The following is a 23,595-nucleotide window of genomic DNA, read 5'->3' as shown; positions in this document are numbered from 1 at the left end:
GAGGATTTTTAATGACCACGGAAAAAGTGAAATACGGCGTCCATTCCGAAGCTGGCAAACTGCGCAAAGTCATGGTCTGCTCACCAGGCCTCGCCCACCAGCGGCTGACGCCGAACAACTGCGACGAACTGCTGTTCGATGACGTGCTGTGGGTCAACCAGGCCAAGCGCGATCACTTCGATTTCGTCACCAAGATGCGTGAACGCGGTATTGACGTGCTGGAGATGCACAACCTGCTGACCGACATCGTCGCCATCCCCGAAGCGCTCGACTGGATCCTGCATCGCAAGATCACCGCCAACTCCGTGGGCCTCGGCCTGGTGCATGAAGTGGGCGCCTGGTTGCGCAGCCTGGAGCCACGCAAGATCGCCGAATACCTGATCGGCGGCGTCTCGGCCGATGACCTGCCGGACAGCTTCGGCGGCAAGACCATCCAGATGTTCCGCGACTTCCTCGGGCACTCCAGCTTCATCCTGCCGCCGCTGCCCAACACCCAGTTCACTCGCGACACCACCTGCTGGATCTACGGCGGCGTGACGCTGAACCCGATGTATTGGCCGGCCCGCCGCCAGGAAACCTTGCTTACCACCGCCATCTACCGATTCCATCCCGAGTTTACCCAAGCCGATTTCCAGATCTGGTACGGCGACCCGGACCTGGACCACGGTAAAGCCACCCTCGAAGGCGGCGACGTAATGCCCATCGGCAATGGCGTGGTATTGATCGGCATGGGCGAACGCTCGTCGCGCCAGGCCATCGGTCAACTGGCACTGAACCTGTTCAAGCACAACGCCGTCGAGCGGGTGATTGTCGCGGGGCTGCCACGTTCCCGCGCAGCGATGCACCTGGACACCGTGTTCAGTTTCTGTGACCGCGACCTAGTGACGATTTTCCCTGAAGTCGTCAGCCAGATCGTCGCGTTTTCGCTGCGCCCGGACGAGAGCAAACCCGGCGGCATCGACGTGCGGCGCGAGGAAGGCAGCTTCCTCAGTACCGTCGCCAGCGCCCTCAAGCTGCCCGCGCTGCGGATCGTTGAAACCGGCGGCAACAGCTTCGCCGCCGAACGCGAGCAATGGGACGACGGCAACAACGTGGTCGCCCTCGAGCCAGGCGTGGTCATTGGCTACGACCGCAATACCTACACCAACACCCTGCTGCGCAAGGCCGGGGTGGAAGTCATCACCATCAGCGCCGGCGAACTCGGTCGTGGCCGTGGCGGCGGCCATTGCATGACCTGCCCGATCGTCCGCGACCCAATCGACTACTGACCTCTGAGCCTGGGTCGTTTTATCGAAAACGGCCCAGGGGATAACCGACACCCAAGGAGATCCATGATGGCTTTCAATATGCGCAACCGCAGCCTGCTGAGCTTGATGCACCACACCCACCGCGAGCTGCACTTTTTGCTCGACCTGTCCCGCGACCTCAAGCGCGCCAAGTACACCGGCACCGAGCAACCGCACCTCAAAGGCAAGAACATCGCGCTGATCTTCGAGAAGACCTCGACCCGCACGCGTTGCGCCTTCGAAGTCGCGGCCCATGACCAGGGCGCCCACGTCACCTACATCGACCCCGTCTCGTCACAGATCGGCCACAAGGAAAGCATGAAGGACACCGCCCGGGTGCTGGGGCGGATGTTCGACGCCATCGAATACCGTGGCTTCGAGCAGGAGATCGTCGAGGAACTCGCCAAGTTCGCCGGCGTGCCGGTGTTCAACGGCCTGACCGCCGAATTCCACCCCACGCAAATGATCGCCGACACCCTGACCATGCGCGAACACAGTGACAAGCCGCTGCATGACATCAGCTACGCCTACCTGGGCGATGCGCGCTACAACATGGGCAACTCGCTGCTGATGATCGGCGCCAAGCTGGGCATGGACGTGCGCATCGGCGCGCCAAAAGCCCTGTGGCCGCATCAGGACTTCATCGACCAGTGCCAGGCCTTCGCCGCCCAAAGCGGTGCACGGATCACCATCACCGAAGACCCGGAAGAAGCGGTCAAGGGCGTGGACTTCATCCATACCGATATCTGGGTCTCCATGGGCGAGCCGGTGGAGGCCTGGGACGAGCGCATCCAGCAACTGCTGCCCTATCAGGTCAACGCGCAAATGATGAAAGCCTCGGGCAATCCGCGGGTGAAATTCATGCACTGCCTGCCGGCCTTTCATAACAGTGAAACCAAGGTCGGCAAGGACATCGCCGCGCGTTATCCGAACCTGGCCAACGGCGTGGAAGTGACCGAGGACGTCTTCGAATCCCCGGCGAACATCGCCTTCGAACAGGCGGAGAACCGCATGCACACCATCAAGGCGATCCTGGTGGCGGCATTGGCGGATATCTGAACACCGGCCCGATCCCCTGTTGGAATGCTCTTCACTGTGGGAGCGAGCTTGCTCGCGATGGCGGAGTGTCAGCTTGCATTGATGTTGGATGTGCCGCCGTCATCGCGAGCAAGCTCGCTCCCACAAGGGAACTGTTTTGTTCGATCTGACTTGAAAGGACAGCACCATGCGCATCGTCGTTGCCCTGGGCGGTAATGCCCTCCTGCGTCGGGGTGAACCCATGACCGCCGACAATCAACGCAGCAACATCCGCACCGCGACCGAACAGATCGCCAGGATCCATCCCGGCAACGAGTTGGTCATCGCCCACGGCAACGGCCCGCAGGTCGGCCTGCTGTCGCTGCAGGCGGCGGCCTACACCTCGGTCACGCCGTATCCGCTGGACGTGCTGGGCGCCGAAACCGAAGGCATGATCGGCTACATCATCGAACAGGAACTGGGCAACCTGCTGGACTTCGAAGTGCCCTTCGCCACGCTTTTGACCCAAGTCGAAGTGGACGCCAACGACCCGGCTTTCCAGAACCCGACCAAGCCCATCGGCCCGGTCTACAGCCGGGAAGAGGCGCAGCAACTGGCCGCAGAAAAAGGCTGGGCGATTGCCGCCGACGGCGACAAGTTCCGCCGGGTGGTCGCCAGCCCACGGCCCCGGCGCATCTTTGAAATCCGTCCGATCAAGTGGCTGCTGGAAAAAGGCAGCATCGTGATCTGTGCCGGCGGTGGCGGCATCCCGACGATGTACGACGCCGACGGCAACCTGCAAGGCGTCGAAGCGGTGATCGACAAGGACCTGTGTTCGGCACTCTTGGCCGAACAGCTGGAAAGCGATCTGCTGGTCATCGCCACGGACGTCAACGCCGCTTTCATCGATTTCGGCAAGCCGACCCAGAAAGCCATCGCCCAGGCTCACCCCGACGAGATGGAAAAACTGGGCTTCGCCGCCGGGTCCATGGGGCCCAAGGTGCAAGCCGCCTGCGAATTCGCCCGCCACACCGGCAAGGTCGCGGTGATCGGGTCGCTGTCGGACATCGAGGCTATCGTCCAGGGCACCGCCGGCACGCGCATCAGCACGGCAACGCCGGGGATTGTTTATCGGTAACCACAAAACTTATACGGCAGGCGCGGTGTCTGCCGTTCTCCACGCCTTCGAAGGAGAGACCCTTATGGCCACGTTCCAACCCGGTCACCTGCACATGGAACGCCATGCGCTGAACAAGGACGACTACAGCTACAACCTGTGCATCGATTACGAGGTGATCCAGGATCCCGAGGAAGGAACGGGCATGTCGTTCCGGCTGCACGGCACGGTGGAAGACAAGAGCGTGGACGAGACGTTTTTCCTGGCCAAGGACCAGGCCTTCGACTTCGCCCGCCACGCCACGCGCATCGCCCAGCAGTACGGCATGCCCAAGACCGCCAGCATCGGCTCGATGCACAAGTATTACGACGAGATGTTCGAAGACGTGCGGCACCAGCTCGACGTCAAGCCGGGTGATCCGATGAAGCCTGAGCATTTGGAATAATCCTGACACCCACTTCGGGCCTGCAAAGCACCTGTGGCGAGGGAGCTTGCTCCCGCTCGGTTGCGCAGCGACCGCAAAATCCTCGGGCCGCTGCGCAGCCCAGCGGGAGCAAGCTCCCTCGCCACAATGAATCCCTGCACCTGGCGCTATCAGTGGCCTGAATACCGGGCTACACACAAGACCCGCCCGACTGGCAACTCGCCATGGCTGACCTATGCTGAAAACAGTACCCCCGGGTATTCGTTCAGAGGTCATCGCCATGAACATCAAAACAAGAAGACGCCTCGCCATTTTTGTCACCTGCACGGCCACGCTAGCGCTGTATGGCACCGCGGCTTATCGGGTCGAACAGGCCAGGCAATTGCCCCGTGAATACGCCAGCTGCAACTTTGAACGCTGCATACCGCACAACGCATCCCTGAACGCTCTGCGCTGAAGCGGTTTCAGTCGTCCTGCTGATCGGCCTTTAGCCGGTCGCGGAAGGCCTTAGGCGAAATGCCCACACGCCGGCGAAACAGCCGGGTGAAATTGGTCGGGTCGGAAAAGCCGAGCAGTTCGGAGATCTCGTAGATGGTCATGCCGGTGTAGGTCAGCAGCCGCTTGGCCTCCAGCAGCTGACGCTCGTGCATGATCTGCAACGCCGGTTGCCCGGCCAGTTCGCGACAGGTGCCGTTGAGGTGCGATACCGAGATGCCCAGGCGATGGGCGAGGTCTTCGACCTTGACGTGCTGGCGATAGGTTTCCTCAACCAGTTGGATGAACCCGTTGAGATATTCCCGGGCCCGTTGCGGGCGCTGCGACGAGGTACGCCTGTCCATTACCTGGCGACTGACCCAGACCATGATCACGCTGACCAGTGCATGCATCAGCATTTCCCGGGCCGGTTCGTGGCCAACATATTCCGCCTGCAAGGCGCTGAAAAGGCTGTTGAGGTAGTCGGCGTTTTCGCCGGCCGGGTAGGCTTCGGCCTGGGCCAGGACATTCACCGAATGCCCGAGCTGCCCTTGCAGATGCGTCACCAGCGGCGCCGCCAGGGTAACCACGTAACCTTGCACATCCTCGGAAAAGCGAAAGCCGTGCACTGACAAGGGCGGCAGGATCTGCACGGCCGGCTCGTCGAGCCGGGTGCGCTGGCCTTCTATTTCCAGCTCGGCCTGGCCCTTGTAGACAAACAGTAACTGACACAGGTCCGCATGCCGATGGGGTTTGATTTCCCACTGGTGTTCGCTGCTGCGCGTGGAAATGGTTTCGCAATGCAGCAGGTCCGGCGTCGGCCAGTCCTGGCTCTCGCCGTAGAGCTTGAACACCGGTATCGAAGGCAGCTCGGTTTTCTTCATACGAGGGTTGGCCTCGGGTTACGGGCGGTAATCGCACCGATTGGCAGAAAGTACAGGTTTCAGCGCAGTTTTCCCCTTCAATTGACAGGTTCGCAAGCGAAAAATGCAGGCCAGGATTACTAATAATAAACACCGACCCTGGTCGCGTGCTCTTGCGAGTCATAACAACAATGAAAACCCTCAAGACCCAAGTCGCCATTATCGGCGCCGGCCCCTCTGGACTGCTGCTCGGCCAGTTGTTGCACAACGCCGGCATCGACACGCTGATCCTGGAACGCCAGACACCCGACTACGTCCTCAGCCGCATCCGCGCCGGCGTGCTTGAGCAAGGCATGGTGCAGTTGCTGCGCCAGGCCGGGGTCGGCCAGCGCATGGATGCCGAAGGCCTGCCCCATGATGGCTTCGAGCTGGTCCTCAATGGCCGGCGCGTGCACATTGACCTGAAGGGACTGACCGGCGGCCAGAACGTCATGGTCTACGGCCAGACCGAAGTCACCCGCGACTTGATGGCCGCCCGCGAGGCCTGCGGCGCGCAGACCATGTACCAGGTCGATAACGCCCAGCCCCACGACCTGCAGACCGACCAGCCCTTCGTGACCTTCGAGCATGCGGGCGAAACCTGGCGTCTGGACTGCGATTACGTGGCCGGCTGCGACGGCTTCCACGGTGTTGCGCGGCAATCGATCCCGGCGGAAAAACTCAAGGTCTTCGAGCGCGTCTACCCGTTCGGCTGGCTCGGCATCCTGGCCGACACCCCGCCGGTCCACGAGGAGCTGGTCTACGCCCGCCATGAGCGCGGCTTTGCCCTGTGCAGCATGCGCTCGCGGACCCGCACCCGTTATTACCTGCAAGTGCCCGCCGAGGAACAGATAGCCGACTGGCCGGACGAGCGTTTCTGGAGCGAGCTGAAAAACCGCCTGCCCGCCGACCTGGCCAAAGCGCTGGTGACCGGCCCTTCCATCGAAAAAAGCATCGCGCCGTTGCGCAGTTTTGTCGTCGAACCGATGCAGTACGGGCGAATGTTTTTGGTCGGCGACGCCGCCCACATCGTCCCGCCCACCGGTGCCAAGGGGCTGAACCTGGCCGCCAGCGACGTCAGCACGTTGTTCAACATCTTGCTCAAGGTCTATCGCGACGGTCGCGTGGATCTCCTGGAACGCTATTCGGCCATTTGCCTGCGGCGGGTCTGGAAGGCCGAACGGTTCTCCTGGTGGATGACTTCGATGCTGCATCGCTTCGACGACGATGCGTTCAACCAGCGCATCAGCGAAGCGGAGCTGGAATATTTCGTCGACTCCGAGGCCGGTCGAAAAACCATTGCGGAAAATTATGTCGGCCTTCCTTACGAGGCTATCGAATAGCCAACTATCGATTTAAACTGCGGGCTCCCGTCTATTCGCCTCCCCGGCGCGATGCCCGCAGGTCCAGCCTTGAATCAGCTCGATACGCCTCAAGTCCCGCAACCCGCCATCCGCAGCGTGCTGGTGGCGCTGATGCTGGCGATTTTCCTCGGTGCGTTGGACCAGACCATCGTCGCCGTCTCGATGCCGGCGATTTCCGCGCAATTCAAGGATGTCAGCCTGCTGGCCTGGGTGATCTCCGGCTACATGGTCGCGATGACCGTTGCGGTGCCAATCTACGGCAAACTGGGCGACCTGTACGGCAGGCGGCCATTGATGCTGTTCGGCATGGGCCTGTTCACGCTCGCCTCGCTGTTCTGCGGCCTGGCGCAGGACATGCAACAACTGGTAGTGGCGCGGATTTTCCAGGGCATCGGCGCTGGCGGGATGATTTCCGTGAGCCAGGCGATCATCGGCGACATCATCCCGCCCAGAGAACGTGGCCGTTACCAGGGCTACTTCAGCAGCATGTATGCGGTGGCCAGCGTCGCCGGGCCGGTGCTGGGCGGCTACATGACCGAATACCTGTCCTGGCGCTGGGTGTTCTGGATCAACCTGCCGCTGGGCCTGGGCGCCTGGCTCGTGGCCCGGCGCACGCTGGTGGGGCTGCCGGTGCCGCAACGCACACCCATCATCGACTACCTGGGCACCGTGTTGCTGATCATCGGCCTGACCGCCTTGCTGCTGGGCATCACCCAGGTGGGCCAGGGCCACGCCTGGCACAGCCGCGAAGTGCTCGGGCTGCTGAGTGGCGCCGTGGTCGTGCTGGGGGTATTCGCCTGGCATGAGCGCCGCGCCCGGGAGCCGTTGCTGCCCATGCACCTGTTCGTCAACCGCAGCGCGGTGTTGTGCTGGTGCACGGTGTTCTTCACCAGTTTCCAGGCGATCTCGCTGACGGTGCTGGTGCCGTTGCGCTTCCAGAGCGTTACCGGCGCCGGGGCCGACAGTGCCGCGCTGCATCTGCTGCCACTGGCGATGGGCCTGCCGATGGGCGCCTATTTCGCCGGACGGCGCACCTCGATCAGCGGTCGCTACAAACCGATGATCCTCAGTGGCGCCCTGCTCTTCCCGTTCGCCATCCTCGGCATGGCCTTCACCCCGCCCGCGGCATTCTGGCTCAGCAGCCTGTTCATGCTGCTTGGCGGCATCGCGTCCGGCATGCAATTTCCCACCTCGCTGGTGGGTTCGCAGAATTCGGTGCAGCAACGGGACATCGGTGTGGCCACCAGCACCACCAACCTGTTCCGCTCACTGGGCGGCGCGGTCGGCGTGGCATTGATGTCGGCGTTGCTGCTGGCGCTGTTGCAGGACTCGGGTTTCGCCCAGCTCGCCGGTTCGTCAATGATCGGCGAAGGGCATTCCGGCAACGTGCTGCTCGACGGCCTGAACGCCGCGCCGGGCGCGGCACGGGATGCCTTGCGCGAGGAACTGCAAGCGACGTTCCGGCATTTGCTGATGATCAGCGCGGCGGTATCGTTGCTGGGGTTGGCGGCGGCGCTGGCAATGCCCGATTGCCTGTTGCGCGGGCGAGAAGAAAAAACTCGCTAGTGCGGATGGCACTGACCCCTGTGGCGAGGGGATTTATCCCCGCTGGGCTGCGCAGCAGCCCTAAAACCGACGCCGCAATGTGTCAGGTTAGCTGAGTGTTTTTCTGGGGCTGCTCTGCAGCCCAGCGGGGATAAATCCCCTCGCCACAAAAGCTGTTTCGCCAGCAGTTAGTCTCAAGCAGTCGCCGCCACCCCACCCGGTTCCACCACCGCGCTCATCCCTTCCTTCATCCGCTGGGCATCGCGCACGAAGCAGCGAGAGGCCAGGAACAGGAACACCATGGTCAACAGCAGCGCCACCGGGATCAGGTACATCGCGTCATGCAGGCCGATCGCCTTGAACGCTTCGGTCATCTGCGGGGCGCCTGCGGCCGCCATGGCCGTGCGGGCGAAGTAATCCGACAGGCCGCCGACCACCACCGGCCCCAGGCCACCGCCGAGCAGATACAGCCCGGCAAAATACAACGCCATCGCCGTGGCCCTCAGGCGCGGCTCCACCACGTCCTGGATCGCGGTGTAGACGCAGGTGTAGAAGTTATAGGCAAACAGCCAGCCGACGCTGAACACGGCGACAAAAATGCCGATTTCGATGCGCCCGGCATGCAGGGCCCAAGCGGTAGTCACCGTGGAAATCGCCAGGCTGAAGGCCGCGAACAACAACCGGCCATTGGGCACGCGCTGGTGAATTTTGTCGGCCACCCAGCCGCCAAGGGTCAACCCGAACAACCCGGTCACACCGACCATGATCCCGGTCGCCACGGCCGCCTCGTGCAGCGGCATCCCGAAATAGCGCTGCAGCATCGGCACCAGGAAGGAGTTGCAGGCATACGTGGCGAAGTTGAAGCACAGCCCCGCCAGGATCAGCCAGAGAAAGGTCGGAATCGCCAGCAACCGGCGAATCGGCTTGTCGACCTTTTCCTGAGACACCGCCACGGTTTCCGCCGCGCCGCGCTTGGGTTCCTTGATGAAAAACATGAACACCGCCAGCACCAGGCCCGGCACCGCCGCAATGAAGAACGGCGCGCGCCAGCTGTCGAACGCCTTGACCATCGCGCCAATGGTAAAGAAAGCCAGCAGCAGGCCCAGCGGCAGCCCCAGCATGAAAATGCCCATCGCCCGAGCCCGACGGTGCGCCGGGAACAGATCGCCGATCAACGAGTTGGCCGCCGGCGCATAACTGGCTTCACCGATGCCCACGCCCATGCGCACCACCAGGAACGCCCAGAAACTGCCCACCAGGCCGTTTACCGCCGTCAGCCCACTCCAGGCCGCCAGGCCCCAGCCCATCAGTTTGCTGCGCGAACCGGTATCGGCCATGCGTCCCAATGGCAGGCCCGCGATGGCATAGACGATGGTGAAGGCGGTACCGATGATGCCGATCTGAAAATCGCTGAGGCTCCACTCCATGCGGATCGGCTCGATGATGATCGCCGGGATGGTGCGGTCGAAAAAATTGAACAGGTTGGCCAGGAACAGCAGGAACAGAATGCGCCAGGCATTCGCCGCTTGGGTCGAGTTCTGCATGGGTCCGTCTCTTCTTATTGTTGGGCGAGGCATCCGAGCCCGGAGTCTGCAATCTAGACAGCAGCGTGCGCGCTGTCTTCAATCATTCGCGCGGCTGATACCCGACCATGGTGAATGGCGCATCCATGACGACGGTCATTTTTCTGTAGGAAATGCCATCATTTTGCCCCTTCATGATTAAAGATCGTCCTACAGATGCCGATCCAGATAATCAGGAAAGATTCTCCCGAGCGGGGCCCAGGCATTGCCTGGACGCTTGGGCCGACCTTCGCGCGATCAAAAGACGCGAGCTCCCATCCGCGATGGTTCGATGACCCAATCGTCGAACCGACCAGTCAGGCATACGGCGCACAATGACCTCCAAAAAAACAGCCACTGCGGTTTCCGATCTGACCCTGAGCCCGGCCGCCAACGGCGCGGACGCCTCGGCGCTGTCGAGCAGCTCGCGATCCCTGGCGACCCAGCAATATCTGTATTTCACCGAGACCAACACCGACCGCATCCTCGACAACCTCGATGGCCTGCGTGATGCCGTATTCCCCCGCCCGCCGCACCTGGTGGATGACGAGAGCGAACGTGGCCAGCAGGAATTCCCCTCGGTGTGCCTGATCGGCCTCGGGCGCTGCGGCTCCAACATCGCCCTGGACGTAGCGGAACTGGTCTACAACGCGCGCAAGTTCTATCTCAACGAATTCAACGCCGAAGACAAGCACTACGGTGACAAGGGCTATCGCCCCGCTCAGTGGATGCGCAACCTGCGCCTGGGGACCGGCAAGGCCAGCAAACCGGTGTTCCTGGTGGAACCGCTGGTCATGCTCGGCGACCTGGACAAAGACATCGCCGGGCGTATTCGGTTTTCCCGCAAGGGCGAAAAAAGCGGGTTCTTGCGCGACTACAGCAAGATGAAAATCATGGACCTCTCCGAAGTCCACGCCGGTGGTGCCGGTAACGCGCCGATCCTCGGCCAGTACCTGGCGAAGATAATCCTGAACAAGGACACCCAGCGCTTCTCCAGCCCCGACTGGAAAATGATCCACTCGTACCTGATCGACAGCTGCGGCATCAAGGCCAACCAGTCGCGCCTGTACTTCTCGATCTTCAGCGCCGGCGGCGGTACCGGTTCGGGCATGGCTTCGGAGTTCGGACTGGCCCAGCAGTACTCGTACATGAACAAGACGTTCGACACCAAGCCGATGGACGAACACGACAGCAAGAGCGGTCATTCCTTCGTCTTCGAACCGATTTTCACCAGCGGCATCTGCGTGCTGCCGAACATTTCCGATCACCGCAGTGAAATGTCCGAGGCGCTGCACATCAACGCCGGACGGCTGCTGTGCAAATACCTCTCGGAAGAATGGGATTTTTCGTACAACTTCGCCAATGAAGACAGCAGCGAAGCCAGCGTCATGGGCCGTATCCGCCCATGGAACGCGATGATGCTGATCTCCAACGACATCATGCGCTACGCCGAAGAAAGCGATGACGGCAACATCCAGAACATCGATGTCAATGCCATGGAAAAGCACGCCAACCAGTACATTTCCCAACAGATCTTCAACATCCTCACGGCCCAGGCCGTGACCACCGACTACGACCAGAACTACTTCCGGCGCGCCGGCATCGACATCGGCGAAACCATTCGCCTGGATGCCAACGACCTGTTCATGAGCCTGGCCGGCCCGGTGGCGATTGCCTACGCCGAATCCGTCGTTCCGGAAACCCCGGCGCCGAGCGGCGACAAGTTCAAGGTGTTCGAAAAAGAGCCGCCGCGCCTGAACATCGACGACCTGTTCTTCCGCTCCATCGACCTGCCGCACTTCAACAAGGTCACCCAGGCCATCGAAGGCATCAGCCTGTTGCCGATCGAGTCAAAGCGTTACCGGGCCTCGCTGGAGCAATACAAGAATTCCGGCTATGACGCCGCCGCCCTGCACGACCTGCACTTCTTCAAGAACTGCTCGTCGGTGGTGTCGATCGTCTCGCTGCCCAAGGACTACAAGCTGTCCTACATGGACCTGAACCGGCTCAAGACCCACCTCAACAGCCTGTTCCCGAACACCACGCTCAAGCGCTATGCGCTGGTGATCGGCGCCTCGGCCAACTTGTCGCTGACTACCCTGATCGCCAAGAGCCCGTGCCTGTCGGATGACTTCCTGACCCTGATCGTGGCGTTCATCAAGCGCTGCTTTGCCCGCACGCCGTATCGCTTCGACGAGACCCTGGACAACTCGATCCTGGACTTCATCATCAATGAAGAATTCGATGAAGGACGCATCGATGAGTTGCTCAACGAATTCGAGAACCCGGCGAAGATCCTCGACACCAACTGGTACGCGATCAAGCCGATGTACGAGAAGAAGTACCGCGAGCTGATCAGCGACAAGGACAAGTTCGTCTCGATCAATGACATCCGCCTGTCCCGCGACTGCGTGAAGAAGTCCATCAAGTATCTGCGTGAGATCTACCGTCACCGGATTGGCAAGACCAAGGTTATTTCGCTTAATAACCATACTGGCAAGAGTTACTGAGGCTGGCGTGACACCGAGGCGCCCGATTCGCGAGCAGGCTCGCTCCCACAGGATTTGTGAACACAGATCCCTTGTGGGAGCGAGCCTGCTCGCGAAGGGGCCTTGAGCGGCACCGCAAAAACAATATCCAGAAACAATTAGGCAGCCCACCGGCTGCGCAAAAAACTGTTCCCGTTACGTATACGTCACCCTGCCCTGTGGCGTTTCGCCACGGCAGGCTGCCATCACGCTACTCACCTACACACTTTCGAAGATGCAAAAACACGAACCAACTTGGTGCACCGATCAATTCGACGCCCTTTCCTGGACCATTATCCACGGCGAAACCACCACGGCCCACAGCAGCGGATCACGCTCGAGAAAATCCAGCGCCCGCGTTTCAGACAGCTTGGCGAGCTGCCCGCCGGCCAGCCAGGCGGCGACTTTGGTACCTTCGTCCTCGGCAATGGCCTCGGCGGCGGCGATCAGATCCAGTGCTGGATCGACCCACAATAGGGCACCCTTGGCAAAGAACGGTTCCAGCTCCTTCCAGGTAATGGATGCGGTTTCACCGAGCAATTTGGCATAGAGGGTGCTAGGTTCTTGATTCATGGGAGCTGTCCGGAAAAGAAATCGGCGCGAATGATAACGTCGGTGGTCTGGCAGAAAAACCCGGTTGCAATTGCAGCACCGATTGAAAAGCGCAGGAAAGCCAAGGATTGCCGATTTGACCGGACAAACCCCGCCGCGAATCTGTCTTTTTCTTTCAATAAAGCGACACCCCCAGGTTTTGCCCCCAAGCGCCAGCTTCCCTTGCCAACAATCGGCGCTCTACACTGTACCGGTACAGTTGCCGGGGGCATTTTCCGCGAGGGTATCCAAGATATCTGACCCGGTTCTGCTGCTACGGCGCCAGGACTATAAAAACTACAACAGCATGAGTGGAGCACTATGACTAAGGCTACTAAGCAGATTTCCAAACTGTTTGCCGCTATGGTTCTGGCCGGGGTTGCCAGCCATTCGTTCGCCGCCGACACCATCAAGATCGGCATCGCCGGCCCGAAAACCGGCCCTGTAGCCCAATACGGCGACATGCAGTTCAGTGGCGCGAAAATGGCCATCGAACAGATCAACGCCAAGGGCGGCGTCGACGGCAAGAAACTCGAAGCCGTTGAATACGACGACGCCTGTGATCCAAAACAAGCGGTCGCGGTCGCGAACAAAGTCGTCAACGACGGCATCAAGTTCGTGGTCGGCCACCTGTGCTCCAGCTCCACCCAGCCCGCTTCCGACATCTACGAAGACGAAGGCGTGATCATGATCACTCCGGCGGCTACCAGCCCGGACATCACCGCTCGCGGCTACAAGATGATCTTCCGTACCATCGGCCTGGACAGCGCCCAAGGTCCGGCGGCAGGCAACTACATCGCCGACCACGTCAAGCCGAAAATCGTTGCGGTCCTGCACGACAAGCAGCAGTACGGCGAAGGCATCGCCACCGCTGTGAAAACTACCCTCGAGAAGAAAGGCACCAAGGTTGCCGTGTTCGAAGGCGTCAACGCCGGCGACAAGGACTTCTCCTCGATGATCGCCAAGCTCAAGCAAGCCAATGTCGACTTCGTCTATTACGGCGGCTACCACCCGGAGCTGGGCCTGATCCTGCGTCAAGCCCAGGAAAAAGGCCTGAAAGCCAAGTTCATGGGTCCGGAAGGCGTGGGCAACGACTCGATCTCGCAGATCGCCAAGGAAGCTTCCGAAGGCCTGCTGGTGACCCTGCCGAAATCCTTCGACCAGGATCCGGCCAACGTCGCCCTGGCTGATGCGTTCAAGGCCAAGAAAGAAGACCCGAGCGGTCCGTTCGTATTCCCGTCCTACTCCGCTGTGACCGTGATCGCCGACGCGATCAAGGCTGCCAAGAGCGAAGACGCGACCAAAGTGGCTGAAGCCATCCATGCCGGCACTTTCAAGACGCCAACCGGTGACTTGAGCTTCGACGACAAGGGCGACCTGAAGGACTTCAAGTTCGTGGTTTACGAGTGGCATTTCGGCAAACCTAAAACCGAAGCTTCGCCTCAGTAAGGCCTGGCCTGACTGACTGCCAATAAAGCCCACGGCGTGCCGTGGGCTTTGTTTTAAATGTATTGGGCCGCGCTGGCGTGATCCGCCAGTCTCCCCACCTGAAAATCTCAAAACCGTCATCAGCGGTTCGCTGGCAAACCTCGTGTTCGAAGTGGATGCAGATCCACGGGACCCGGGCGGGAAAATGACTCCACCAGTGAAATGCGTATCAGGTTTTTAGGAGCGCTGTAATGCCTGACATCTATCACTTCTTCCAGCAGCTGGTTAACGGCCTGACCGTTGGCAGCACGTATGCCCTGATCGCCATCGGCTATACGATGGTCTACGGCATCATTGGAATGATCAACTTCGCCCACGGCGAGGTATACATGATCGGCTCCTACGTGGCGTTCATCGCCATCGCCGGGCTGGCCATGATGGGACTCGACAGTGTCCCGCTGTTGATGACCGCAGCTTTCATCGCGAGCATCGTGGTTACCAGTTCCTATGGCTACAGCATCGAACGGATCGCCTACCGCCCGCTACGCGGCAGCAACCGTCTGATCCCGCTGATTTCCGCCATCGGTATGTCGATCTTCCTGCAGAACACGGTACTGCTTTCGCAAGACTCCAAGGACAAATCCATTCCCAACCTGATTCCGGGCAACTTCGCCATCGGGCCAGGCGGGGCACATGAAGTGCTGATTTCCTACATGCAAATCGTGGTGTTCGTGGTGACCCTGGTCGCCATGCTCGGCCTGACGCTGTTCATCTCCCGTTCCCGCCTGGGCCGCGCCTGCCGCGCCTGCGCCGAGGACATCAAGATGGCCAACCTGCTGGGCATCAACACCAACAACATCATCGCCCTGACCTTCGTCATCGGTGCGGCCCTGGCGGCCATCGCCGCGGTGCTGTTGAGCATGCAATATGGCGTCATCAACCCCAACGCCGGTTTCCTCGTGGGCCTGAAAGCCTTTACCGCCGCGGTGCTCGGCGGCATCGGCAGCATCCCCGGCGCGATGCTCGGCGGATTGGTGCTGGGCGTGGCGGAAGCCTTTGGTGCCGACATCTTCGGCGACCAGTACAAGGACGTCGTGGCGTTCGGCTTGTTGGTTCTGGTTCTGTTATTCCGGCCGACCGGCATCCTGGGCCGTCCGGAGGTTGAGAAAGTATGACTAGGCATCTCAAATCGGCGCTCTTCAGCGCCCTGCTGGTCTGGGCCGTGGCCTATCCGGTACTCGGTCTCAAACTGACCATCGTTGGTATCAACCTGGAAGTGCACGGCACCAGCCCGACCATCCTGGCGACCATCGCCGTATGTTCCGTCCTGATGTTCCTGCGGGTGCTGTTCAGCACGCAGATCGGTGCGGCGTGGAAAGCGTCGCCCGGCGTGCCGGTGATCCCGGCCAAGGCCAGCAACTTCCTGACCCTGCCGTCGACCCAGCGCTGGATCGTGCTGGGCCTGATCGTCGTGGCCCTGGTATGGCCGTTCTTCGGCTCTCGCGGCGCGGTGGACATCGCCACGCTGATCCTGATCTACGTGATGCTCGGCCTCGGCCTGAACATCGTTGTAGGCCTGGCCGGCCTGCTGGACCTGGGTTATGTCGGCTTCTACGCCGTCGGGGCCTACAGCTACGCGCTGCTGTCGCACTACTTCGGCCTGAGCTTCTGGATCTGCCTGCCGATCGCCGGGATGATGGCCGCCACCTTCGGTTTTCTGCTGGGGTTCCCGGTCCTGCGCTTGCGCGGCGACTACCTGGCGATCGTGACCCTGGGTTTTGGCGAGATCATCCGTCTGTTCCTGCGCAACCTGACCGACATCACCGGCGGCCCGAACGGCATCAGCAACATCGAGAAGCCGACGTTCTTCGGCCTGACCTTCGAACGTAAAGCCGCCGAAGGCCTGCAGACCTTCCACGAGTACTTCGGCCTGCAATACAACTCGATCAACAAGGTGATCTTCCTCTACCTGGTTGCCTTGTTGCTGGCCCTGGCCGCGTTGTTCGTCATCAACCGCCTGCTGCGCATGCCGATCGGCCGTGCGTGGGAAGCCTTGCGCGAAGACGAAATCGCCTGCCGTGCGCTGGGTCTCAACCCGACCGTGATCAAATTGTCGGCCTTTACCCTGGGGGCTGCTTTCGCCGGTTTCGCCGGTAGCTTCTTCGCCGCTCGCCAAGGCCTGGTGACGCCCGAATCCTTCACCTTCATCGAGTCGGCGATCATTCTCGCCATCGTCGTACTGGGCGGGATGGGCTCGCAGTTGGGTGTGATCCTGGCGGCGATCGTGATGATCCTGCTTCCCGAAATGATGCGTGAATTCAGCGAATACCGCATGTTGATGTTCGGCGCCTTGATGGTGCTGATGATGATCTGGCGTCCTCAAGGTCTGCTGCCTATGCAACGCCCGCACATGGAGCTGCGCAAATGAGCCGCGAGATCCTGAAAGTCGAAAATCTGAGCATGCGCTTCGGCGGACTGCTGGCGGTCAACGGCGTGGCCCTGACCGTGCAAGAGAAACAAGTGGTTGCCTTGATCGGGCCGAACGGCGCGGGCAAGACCACCGTGTTCAACTGCCTGACCGGTTTCTACCAGCCTACCGGCGGCACCATCCTGCTGGACGGCGAGCCGATCCAGGGCCTGCCCGGTCATCACATTGCCCGCAAGGGCGTGGTGCGGACCTTCCAGAACGTGCGGCTGTTCAAGGACATGACGGCGGTCGAAAACCTGCTGATCGCCCAGCATCGTCACTTGAACACCAACTTCTTTGCCGGTCTGTTCAAGACCCCGGCGTTCCGCAAGAGCGAACGCGAGGCCATGGAGTACGCCGAGTACTGGCTGGACAAGGTCAACCTCACCGAGTTCGCCAACCGTACCGCCGGGACCCTGGCCTACGGTCAGCAACGGCGCCTGGAAATCGCCCGCTGCATGATGACCCGTCCGCGGATCCTCATGCTCGACGAACCGGCCGCCGGCCTGAACCCGAAGGAAACCGAAGACCTGAAGGCGCTGATCAGCGTGCTGCGCGAGGAGCACAACGTGACCGTGCTGCTGATCGAGCATGACATGAAGCTGGTCATGAGCATTTCCGACCACATCGTCGTGATCAACCAGGGCACGCCCCTGGCCGACGGTACGCCGGAACAGATCCGCGACAATCCTGAAGTGATCAAAGCCTACCTGGGGGAAGCGTAAATGCTGCAGTTCGAAAACGTTTCCACCTTCTACGGTAAGATCCAGGCGCTGCACAGCGTCAACGTCGAGGTCCGCCAGGGCGAAATCGTCACGCTGATCGGTGCCAACGGTGCCGGCAAGTCCACCCTGCTGATGACACTCTGCGGTTCGCCGCAGGCCCACAGCGGCAGCATCCGCTACATGGGTGAGGAACTGGTGGGCCAGGACTCGGCGCAGATCATGCGCAAGAGCATCGCCGTGGTGCCTGAAGGCCGTCGGGTATTTGCCCGGCTGACCGTGGAAGAAAACCTCGCCATGGGCGGTTTTTTTACCGACAAGGGCGACTTTCAGGAACAGATGGACAAGGTGCTGCACCTTTTCCCACGCCTGAAAGAGCGTTTTACCCAGCGCGGCGGCACCATGTCCGGCGGCGAACAGCAGATGCTCGCCATCGGTCGTGCACTGATGAGCAAGCCCAAGCTGCTGCTGCTCGACGAGCCGTCGCTGGGCCTGGCGCCGATCATCATCCAGCAGATCTTCGACATCATCGAACAGCTGCGCAAGGATGGGGTGACGGTGTTCCTGGTGGAGCAGAACGCCAACCAGGCGCTGAAGATCGCTGACCGGGCGTACGTGCTGGAGAACGGTCGCGTGGTGATGCAAGGCACCGGTGAAGCACTGCTGACCGACCCGAAAGTGCGCGAGGCGTACCTGGGCGGTTGAGTCTGTCGCGATAGAAAAAACGGCCTTCGGGCCGTTTTTTTTTGCTCGGATGTTGGACGTAGATCCCTGTGGCGAGGGAGCTTGCTCCCGCTGGGCTGCGTAGCGGCCCTAAGATTTTTCGGTCGCTGCGCAACCGAGCGGGAGCAAGCTCCCTCGCCACAGGGACCGACTACAACCGATCCAGCGCCTCCCCGCTGCGTTTGAACCATTCAATCAGATAATCAGCCAGCACCTGCGTCCGCTTGGGCAACCCGCCCTGATATGGATGCACCAGGTACATCGGCATGCGACGGGTCTGAAAGTCCCGCAGCAACCAGCGCAGGCGGCCGTCGGCCAGTTCCTGGTCAAGCAGATACGACGGCAGACGGGCGATTCCAGCGCCGGCCAGGGCGGCTTTTTTCAACAGGCTGTAATGGTTGCTGGCAAACGGCCCGGACACCCGCACCCGCAGCAATTCATGTTGCTGGTGGTACAACCATTCCTCACGGCCGCTGTAATGACTGTTGAGCAGGCATTTGTGCTCCGCCAGGGCCTGGGGAACCGCGGGCTCACCGAAGCGTTCCAGATAGGCCGGGCTGGCGCAGGTCAGTTCATGCCAGGCCAGCAGCGGGCGAGCCACGAGCCGCTCGTCGATCGCCGCATCCGAGCGGATCGCCAGATCAAACCCATCGCGCGATAAATCGCGGTAACCGTTATTGAGCTCCAACTCGATCTGCACGTCGGGGTAGGCGAGAGCGAACTCGGTCAGCAGCCCTTCAAAAAAGGTTTCGCCCAACGAAACCGGCACCGTCATCCGCACCGGCCCGGAAATTTCACCCTTCAAGCGGGCCAACGCCTGACGCGCCCTTTCCACTTGCACCAACAAGGCCTGGGCCTGGGGCAACAGCGCCGCACCCGCCGCCGTCAGGCTCAGACGTCGCGTCGTGCGCTGGAGCAGGATCACTGAAAACCGCTCCTCCAGCAGGCTGATGCGCTTGGACAGTTGCCCCTTGCTGCATCCCAACCGCTGCGCCGCCAGGGTAAAACTGCCGGCCTCGACCAGCACGGCAAACGCTGCCAGATCATCGATCTCGCTCAATTGATTGTTTCCAAATGAAAACCAAAGGTTTCCTATTAGCACGCTTATCCCGAGGAAAATCCACTCTAGACTGCAACCTCGTCTACCCCATTTGAGGATCAGCCCATGAAAATCCTGTTGATCGGCGCCAACGGAACCATCGGTTCGGCCATCGCTAACGAGTTGTCGCCCCGTCATGAAATTGTCCGTATCGGCCGCCACAGCGGTGATGTGCAAGTGGATATCAGCGACAGCGCCTCGATCCGCGCCCTTTTCGAAAAAACCGGCCGCTTCGATGCTTTGGTTTGTGCGGCGGGCAACGTCACTTTCGCGCCGCTGGGCGACATGACCGAAGAAAGCTTCGCCCTCGGTTTGAAAGACAAGTTGATGGGTCAGGTCAATCTTGTATTGATCGGCCGCGAATTCGCCAATGACGGCGCAGCCTTTACCCTCACCACCGGCGTACTCAGCCACGACCCGATCAAGAGCGGCGCCTCGGCGGCCCTGGTGAACGGCGCCCTCGACAGTTTTGTGCGCGCTGCGGCAATCGAGCTGCCCCGGGGCCTCAGGCTCAACTCGGTAAGCCCGAACGTATTGCTGGAAGCGATGGACAAATATGCGCCGTACTTCCGCGGCTACAAGCCGGTTCCTGCGGCTGAAGTGGCATTGGCCTATGCCAAGAGCGTCGAAGGCCTGCAAACCGGGCAGACTTTTCACGTCGGCTGACCCCTTGTGATGAAGGATCAGTCTGAGTAACGTGGCGGCACTTGTCTGGAGACCCAATGATGCGTGCCGCCCGTTCCCTGTTGTGTATTGCCTCGCTTGCGCTTTTCGCCGGCTGCCAGTTGCTCGACGCCCCGCGCCAGAGCGCCTCCCATGCCGGCCAGACGCGCATGCAGGGCGAACTCACGGCGGCCGATGGCAAGCTGGTGTTCCAGCCATGCCAGGAACAGCGCCGCTACATCGTCAACGACACCGGCGGCACCAGTGTGCTGCAACAAGCCGCCACCCTGGCGGATGATCGCGGCAAACTCTTCGCCGATTTGCGCGGGCGTATCGTTTCCAGCGCGGCGGCCGGCACCGACAGCCAGCTGGACGTCGAGCAGCTGTATCGCCTGGAACGCTCCGGGACCGCTTGCGATGATGTTGACTTCAAACGAGTGATTCTGCGGGCAGCGGGACATGCCCCTGAATGGACACTCAAGGCCAGCGGCAAGGGCCTGGTCCTGGACCGCCAAGGGCAGCCGCCGCTGGCGGTGCCTTACGTCGAGGAGCAGTTGGGCGATGGCCGCTTCAACCTCGGCACCGAGGCCAACGGCCAGAAGGTCGAGTTGTGGGTCACGCCGCAACGCTGCGTCGACAGCACCAGTGGCAGCGTGCAGCACATGAGCGCCGAGTTGCGGGTCAACGGTCAGGTCCAGCGCGGTTGCGCCTACTTTGGTGGCGCGCGCGACGACTGATTCGACGCATGACGGGTTTTAACCTCACGGAAAACCGGGATTGCGGCTTATAATCGCCGGTTTGAAGAACGCCTTGGCGCAGTTGTGCGCCCCGCGAACCGGACCCCGTCATGTTACGAATCACCGAACTCAAGCTGCCGATCGACCATCCCGAAGAAGACTTGCGCCCTGCCATCGTGCAGCGGCTGGGCATCGCCAGTGATGACCTGCTCGACTTCACCCTGTTCAAGCGCAGCTACGACGCCCGCAAGAAATCCTCCGAGCTGTGCTTCATCTACACCATCGACCTGTCGGTGCGCGATGAAGCCGGTGTGCTGCGCAAGTTCGCCGATGACCGTAATGTCAACGAAGCGCCGGACATCAGCTACAAGGTGGTTGGCCAGGCACCGGCGGACTTGAGCGAGCGGCCGATCGTGGTCGGCTTCGGGCCGTGCGGCATCTTCGCCGCCATGCTGCTCGCGCAGATGGGCTTCAAGCCGATCATCCTTGAGCGCGGCCCGGAAGTACGCCAGCGCACCAAGGACACCTGGGGCCTGTGGCGTAAAAGCGTGCTCAACCCCGAGTCCAACGTGCAGTTCGGCGAAGGCGGCGCGGGGACATTCTCCGACGGCAAGCTCTACAGTCAGATCAAGGATCCGAAATTCCTTGGACGCAAGGTCCTGCATGAGTTCGTCAAGGCCGGGGCCCCTGAAGAAATCCTCTATGTCAGCAAGCCGCACATCGGTACGTTCCGTCTGACCGGCGTCGTCGAAAACATGCGTGAGCAGATTCGCGCCCTGGGCGGTGAAGTGCGCTTCGGCGAGCGAGTTACCGACGTTTTGATCGAGGACGGCCAACTGGTTGGCGTCGAGCTGGCCAGTGGTGAGCAGATCCGTTCGAAACACGTGATCCTTGCGCTGGGCCATAGCGCCCGGGATACCTTCCGCATGCTCCACGGCCGTGGCGTGTACATGGAAGCCAAGCCGTTCTCGGTGGGTTTTCGTATTGAACATCCGCAATCGCTGATCGACAGCGCACGCCTGGGCAAGTACGCCGGCCACCCGAAACTCGGCGCCGCCGACTACAAACTGGTGCACCACGCGAAGAATGGTCGCTCGGTGTACAGCTTCTGCATGTGCCCGGGCGGCACCGTGGTGGCGGCGACCTCCGAGCCGAACCGCGTCGTGACCAATGGCATGAGCCAATACTCGCGCAACGAGCGCAACGCCAACTCGGGCATCGTCGTCGGCATCACGCCGGAAGTGGATTATCCGGGTGGCCCGCTGGCGGGCATCGAGTTGCAGGAGCGCCTGGAGTCCCACGCCTTCGTGCTCGGTGGCAGCAACTATGAAGCCCCCGCGCAACTGGTGGGTGATTTCATCGCCGGCAAGCCGTCCACGGCGCTGGGCAGCGTCGAACCGTCCTACAAGCCTGGGGTTGCCCTGGGCGACCTGGCCCTGGCTCTGCCGGATTTCGCCATCGAGGCCATCCGTGAAGCGCTACCGGCGTTCGAGAAACAGATCCGTGGTTATTCACTGCATGATGCGGTACTCACCGGCATCGAGACTCGCACCTCATCGCCGCTGCGCATCACCCGCAACGAAACGCTGCAGAGCTTGAATGTCAAAGGCCTGTTCCCGGCTGGCGAAGGTGCCGGTTATGCCGGCGGGATCTTGTCGGCGGGCGTGGACGGGATCCGGATCGCCGAAGCGGTGGCGCGGGATATTCTTGGCTTGAAGGACTGACATCCATTCACTGTGGGAGCGAGCCTGCTCGGGAAAGCGATGAATCATTCAGCATGTATATTGAATGTTAATCCGCTTTCGCGAGCAGGCTCGCTCCCACAGGGTTTTCTGAGTGTTCCAGTCAGATATTGGCCCGCAACACGCTCTCCGGCAGCGCTTCTCCGCGCTCCGCACATGCCGCCACCGCATCGATCAATGGGTCCAACTCATGCCCCTGGGCCTTGAGCCACGCCGGATCGTAATAAGTCGTGGCATAACGCTCCCCGCCATCACACAGAATCGCCACGATCGACCCCGACTCACCGCCCTCCACCATTCGCTTCGCGGCGATCAGCGCGCCGATCAGGTTGGTGCCGCTGGATCCGCCGACCCGCCGTCCCAGCCGCTGGGCCAGGTAGTGCATGGCCGCGAGGGACAGGGCGTCCGGCACCTTGACCATCGCATCGATCACCTTGGGCAGGAACGAGGCTTCGACCCGTGGCCGACCGATCCCTTCGATCCGCGACCCGCAATCCAGGCGCAGGCTGGCATCGCCGCTGCGGTAGTAGTCGAAAAATACCGAACGCTCGGCGTCGGCACACAGCACACGGGTACTGTGCTGGCGGTAGCGTACGTAGCGCCCCAAGGTGGCCGTTGTACCGCCCGTGCCAGGGCTGGAGATCAGCCAGGTAGGCTCCGAATGCCGCTCGAAGCGCATCTGCTGGAAAATCGACTCGGCAATGTTGTTGTTCGCCCGCCAGTCCGTGGCCCGCTCGGCGTAGGTGAACTGGTCGATGAAATGCCCGTCATGCTCGCGGGCCAGACGTTCGGATTCGGCGTAGATCTGCGTAGGGTCATCCACCAGATGGCTTTGGCCACCATAGAAGGCGATCTGGGCGATTTTTTCCCGGGAGGTAGTGGCAGGCATCACCGCGATGGAAGGCAGGCCCAGCAACCGCGCAAAATACGCCTCGGAAATCGCCGTCGAGCCGCTGGAGGCCTCGATCACAGGTGCACCGGGCTTGAGCCAGCCATTGCACAATGCATACAGGAACAGCGAGCGGGCCAGTCTGTGCTTGAGGCTGCCGGTGGGATGGCTGGACTCATCCTTGAAATACAGCTCGATGCCCGGCAGTCCGGCCAACGGCAATGGGATCAGATGCGTATCGGCACTGCGTTGGAAATCCGCCTCGATGATACGGATGGCTTCACGCGCCCATTGGCGGGGATTGTTCATGGTGTT

Annotated in this window: 22 protein-coding genes; 17 read left to right on the top strand and 5 right to left on the bottom strand. The window is 61.3% G+C overall.

From position 1 onward, the window contains the following. Positions 1-11: 11 nt before the first annotated feature. From arcA to J3P89_RS06185, 5 genes are all read left to right on the top strand, one after another. The gene (gene arcA, locus J3P89_RS06205) at positions 12-1,268 is read left to right on the top strand and encodes an arginine deiminase (RefSeq protein ID WP_434697022.1); all 1,257 of its coding nucleotides are present in this window, start codon (positions 12-14) and stop codon (positions 1,266-1,268) included. Positions 1,269-1,334: 66 nt separating this feature from the next. After that, positions 1,335-2,345 (top strand): ornithine carbamoyltransferase, encoded by a 1,011-nt coding sequence (locus J3P89_RS06200; RefSeq protein ID WP_434572282.1) that lies wholly within the window; start codon positions 1,335-1,337, stop codon positions 2,343-2,345. 166 nt (positions 2,346-2,511) lie between these two features. Beyond that, positions 2,512-3,441, top strand: coding sequence for a carbamate kinase (gene arcC / locus J3P89_RS06195; RefSeq protein WP_434697021.1), 930 nt, complete (start codon positions 2,512-2,514; stop codon positions 3,439-3,441). A 64-nt stretch (positions 3,442-3,505) separates the two neighbouring features. Beyond that, complete coding sequence (locus J3P89_RS06190; RefSeq protein WP_434697020.1) at positions 3,506-3,865, top strand: DUF5064 family protein; 360 nt, start codon at positions 3,506-3,508, stop codon at positions 3,863-3,865. A 259-nt stretch (positions 3,866-4,124) separates the two neighbouring features. Beyond that, complete coding sequence (locus tag J3P89_RS06185; RefSeq protein ID WP_305499247.1) at positions 4,125-4,301, top strand: hypothetical protein; 177 nt, start codon at positions 4,125-4,127, stop codon at positions 4,299-4,301. Positions 4,302-4,308: 7 nt separating this feature from the next. Here J3P89_RS06185 and J3P89_RS06180 read toward each other — a convergent pair whose 3' ends face one another. Continuing rightward, positions 4,309-5,202, bottom strand: coding sequence for a helix-turn-helix domain-containing protein (locus J3P89_RS06180; protein ID WP_434697019.1), 894 nt, complete (start codon positions 5,200-5,202; stop codon positions 4,309-4,311). Between the two features lie 170 nt (positions 5,203-5,372). Here J3P89_RS06180 and pobA point away from each other — a divergent pair, with 170 nt between their 5' ends. Then, a complete protein-coding gene (pobA, locus tag J3P89_RS06175) occupies positions 5,373-6,563 on the top strand; it encodes a 4-hydroxybenzoate 3-monooxygenase (protein ID WP_434697018.1) in 1,191 nt (396 codons plus the stop codon). A gap of 51 nt (positions 6,564-6,614) precedes the next feature. Next, positions 6,615-8,150, top strand: a complete 1,536-nt coding sequence (locus J3P89_RS06170) for an MDR family MFS transporter (RefSeq protein WP_434697017.1) — start codon at positions 6,615-6,617, stop codon at positions 8,148-8,150. Positions 8,151-8,323: 173 nt separating this feature from the next. Here J3P89_RS06170 and J3P89_RS06165 read toward each other — a convergent pair whose 3' ends face one another. After that, on the bottom strand, positions 8,324-9,673 hold the full coding sequence (locus tag J3P89_RS06165) for a spinster family MFS transporter (RefSeq protein WP_434697015.1): 1,350 nt from the start codon (positions 9,671-9,673) through the stop codon (positions 8,324-8,326). Positions 9,674-10,026: 353 nt separating this feature from the next. Here J3P89_RS06165 and J3P89_RS06160 point away from each other — a divergent pair, with 353 nt between their 5' ends. Then, positions 10,027-12,201 (top strand): hypothetical protein, encoded by a 2,175-nt coding sequence (locus J3P89_RS06160; RefSeq protein ID WP_434697013.1) that lies wholly within the window; start codon positions 10,027-10,029, stop codon positions 12,199-12,201. Between the two features lie 285 nt (positions 12,202-12,486). Here the strand turns inward: J3P89_RS06160 and J3P89_RS06155 are convergent, their stop codons facing one another. Then, positions 12,487-12,792, bottom strand: a complete 306-nt coding sequence (locus J3P89_RS06155; protein ID WP_434628858.1) for a DUF2288 domain-containing protein — start codon at positions 12,790-12,792, stop codon at positions 12,487-12,489. Between the two features lie 30 nt (positions 12,793-12,822). On the opposite strand from J3P89_RS06155, the gene J3P89_RS06150 reads away from it, so the two are divergent. From J3P89_RS06150 to J3P89_RS06125, 6 genes are all read left to right on the top strand, one after another. Then, on the top strand, positions 12,823-13,071 hold the full coding sequence (locus J3P89_RS06150) for a hypothetical protein (RefSeq protein WP_434697012.1): 249 nt from the start codon (positions 12,823-12,825) through the stop codon (positions 13,069-13,071). Positions 13,072-13,131: 60 nt separating this feature from the next. After that, the gene (locus J3P89_RS06145) at positions 13,132-14,259 is read left to right on the top strand and encodes a branched-chain amino acid ABC transporter substrate-binding protein (RefSeq protein ID WP_434697010.1); all 1,128 of its coding nucleotides are present in this window, start codon (positions 13,132-13,134) and stop codon (positions 14,257-14,259) included. A 230-nt stretch (positions 14,260-14,489) separates the two neighbouring features. Continuing rightward, positions 14,490-15,413 carry a high-affinity branched-chain amino acid ABC transporter permease LivH gene (gene livH / locus J3P89_RS06140; RefSeq protein WP_014336891.1) on the top strand — a complete coding sequence of 308 codons (924 nt, stop codon included), beginning with the start codon at positions 14,490-14,492 and terminating at the stop codon, positions 15,411-15,413. Continuing rightward, a complete protein-coding gene (locus J3P89_RS06135) occupies positions 15,410-16,666 on the top strand; it encodes a high-affinity branched-chain amino acid ABC transporter permease LivM (RefSeq protein ID WP_434697008.1) in 1,257 nt (418 codons plus the stop codon). Before livH ends, J3P89_RS06135 begins: the two co-directional genes overlap by 4 nt. Continuing rightward, entirely contained in the window at positions 16,663-17,430 is a 768-nt protein-coding gene (gene livG / locus J3P89_RS06130) for a high-affinity branched-chain amino acid ABC transporter ATP-binding protein LivG (RefSeq protein WP_434558356.1), read from the top strand. Before J3P89_RS06135 ends, livG begins: the two co-directional genes overlap by 4 nt. Beyond that, positions 17,431-18,132, top strand: coding sequence for an ABC transporter ATP-binding protein (locus tag J3P89_RS06125; RefSeq protein ID WP_186613630.1), 702 nt, complete (start codon positions 17,431-17,433; stop codon positions 18,130-18,132). A 169-nt stretch (positions 18,133-18,301) separates the two neighbouring features. On the opposite strand, the gene J3P89_RS06120 is transcribed toward J3P89_RS06125, so the two are convergent. Further along, entirely contained in the window at positions 18,302-19,210 is a 909-nt protein-coding gene (locus J3P89_RS06120) for a LysR family transcriptional regulator (RefSeq protein ID WP_434572255.1), read from the bottom strand. 105 nt (positions 19,211-19,315) lie between these two features. Here J3P89_RS06120 and J3P89_RS06115 point away from each other — a divergent pair, with 105 nt between their 5' ends. The 3 genes from J3P89_RS06115 (at position 19,316) to J3P89_RS06105 (ending at position 22,373) form a co-directional block, all read left to right on the top strand. Continuing rightward, positions 19,316-19,915, top strand: a complete 600-nt coding sequence (locus tag J3P89_RS06115; RefSeq protein ID WP_434697006.1) for a short chain dehydrogenase — start codon at positions 19,316-19,318, stop codon at positions 19,913-19,915. A gap of 59 nt (positions 19,916-19,974) precedes the next feature. Beyond that, on the top strand, positions 19,975-20,649 hold the full coding sequence (locus tag J3P89_RS06110) for a COG3650 family protein (protein ID WP_434605197.1): 675 nt from the start codon (positions 19,975-19,977) through the stop codon (positions 20,647-20,649). 110 nt (positions 20,650-20,759) lie between these two features. Continuing rightward, the gene (locus J3P89_RS06105) at positions 20,760-22,373 is read left to right on the top strand and encodes an NAD(P)/FAD-dependent oxidoreductase (protein ID WP_434697005.1); all 1,614 of its coding nucleotides are present in this window, start codon (positions 20,760-20,762) and stop codon (positions 22,371-22,373) included. Between the two features lie 121 nt (positions 22,374-22,494). Here J3P89_RS06105 and J3P89_RS06100 read toward each other — a convergent pair whose 3' ends face one another. Further along, positions 22,495-23,589 carry a PLP-dependent cysteine synthase family protein gene (locus J3P89_RS06100; protein WP_434697003.1) on the bottom strand — a complete coding sequence of 365 codons (1,095 nt, stop codon included), beginning with the start codon at positions 23,587-23,589 and terminating at the stop codon, positions 22,495-22,497. Between the last annotated feature and the right edge of the window lie 6 nt (positions 23,590-23,595).

The organism is Pseudomonas sp. Z1-14 (assembly GCF_051132005.1).
GTDB lineage: Bacteria > Pseudomonadota > Gammaproteobacteria > Pseudomonadales > Pseudomonadaceae > Aquipseudomonas.
This window is presented reverse-complemented; position numbering and strand designations above follow the sequence as displayed.

Excerpts from the sequence above, each read along its gene's own strand:
- arcA (WP_434697022.1), top strand. The coding sequence starts at position 12 with ATGACCACGGAAAAAGTGAAATACGGCGTCCATTCCGAAGCTGGCAAA.
- J3P89_RS06200 (WP_434572282.1), top strand. The coding sequence starts at position 1,335 with ATGGCTTTCAATATGCGCAACCGCAGCCTGCTGAGCTTGATGCACCAC.
- arcC (WP_434697021.1), top strand. The coding sequence starts at position 2,512 with ATGCGCATCGTCGTTGCCCTGGGCGGTAATGCCCTCCTGCGTCGGGGT.
- J3P89_RS06190 (WP_434697020.1), top strand. The coding sequence starts at position 3,506 with ATGGCCACGTTCCAACCCGGTCACCTGCACATGGAACGCCATGCGCTG.
- J3P89_RS06185 (WP_305499247.1), top strand. The coding sequence starts at position 4,125 with ATGAACATCAAAACAAGAAGACGCCTCGCCATTTTTGTCACCTGCACG.
- J3P89_RS06180 (WP_434697019.1), bottom strand. The coding sequence starts at position 5,202 with ATGAAGAAAACCGAGCTGCCTTCGATACCGGTGTTCAAGCTCTACGGC.
- pobA (WP_434697018.1), top strand. The coding sequence starts at position 5,373 with ATGAAAACCCTCAAGACCCAAGTCGCCATTATCGGCGCCGGCCCCTCT.
- J3P89_RS06170 (WP_434697017.1), top strand. The coding sequence starts at position 6,615 with ATGCCCGCAGGTCCAGCCTTGAATCAGCTCGATACGCCTCAAGTCCCG.
- J3P89_RS06165 (WP_434697015.1), bottom strand. The coding sequence starts at position 9,673 with ATGCAGAACTCGACCCAAGCGGCGAATGCCTGGCGCATTCTGTTCCTG.
- J3P89_RS06160 (WP_434697013.1), top strand. The coding sequence starts at position 10,027 with ATGACCTCCAAAAAAACAGCCACTGCGGTTTCCGATCTGACCCTGAGC.
- J3P89_RS06155 (WP_434628858.1), bottom strand. The coding sequence starts at position 12,792 with ATGAATCAAGAACCTAGCACCCTCTATGCCAAATTGCTCGGTGAAACC.
- J3P89_RS06150 (WP_434697012.1), top strand. The coding sequence starts at position 12,823 with ATGATAACGTCGGTGGTCTGGCAGAAAAACCCGGTTGCAATTGCAGCA.
- J3P89_RS06145 (WP_434697010.1), top strand. The coding sequence starts at position 13,132 with ATGACTAAGGCTACTAAGCAGATTTCCAAACTGTTTGCCGCTATGGTT.
- livH (WP_014336891.1), top strand. The coding sequence starts at position 14,490 with ATGCCTGACATCTATCACTTCTTCCAGCAGCTGGTTAACGGCCTGACC.
- J3P89_RS06135 (WP_434697008.1), top strand. The coding sequence starts at position 15,410 with ATGACTAGGCATCTCAAATCGGCGCTCTTCAGCGCCCTGCTGGTCTGG.
- livG (WP_434558356.1), top strand. The coding sequence starts at position 16,663 with ATGAGCCGCGAGATCCTGAAAGTCGAAAATCTGAGCATGCGCTTCGGC.
- J3P89_RS06125 (WP_186613630.1), top strand. The coding sequence starts at position 17,431 with ATGCTGCAGTTCGAAAACGTTTCCACCTTCTACGGTAAGATCCAGGCG.
- J3P89_RS06115 (WP_434697006.1), top strand. The coding sequence starts at position 19,316 with ATGAAAATCCTGTTGATCGGCGCCAACGGAACCATCGGTTCGGCCATC.
- J3P89_RS06110 (WP_434605197.1), top strand. The coding sequence starts at position 19,975 with ATGCGTGCCGCCCGTTCCCTGTTGTGTATTGCCTCGCTTGCGCTTTTC.
- J3P89_RS06105 (WP_434697005.1), top strand. The coding sequence starts at position 20,760 with ATGTTACGAATCACCGAACTCAAGCTGCCGATCGACCATCCCGAAGAA.
- J3P89_RS06100 (WP_434697003.1), bottom strand. The coding sequence starts at position 23,589 with ATGAACAATCCCCGCCAATGGGCGCGTGAAGCCATCCGTATCATCGAG.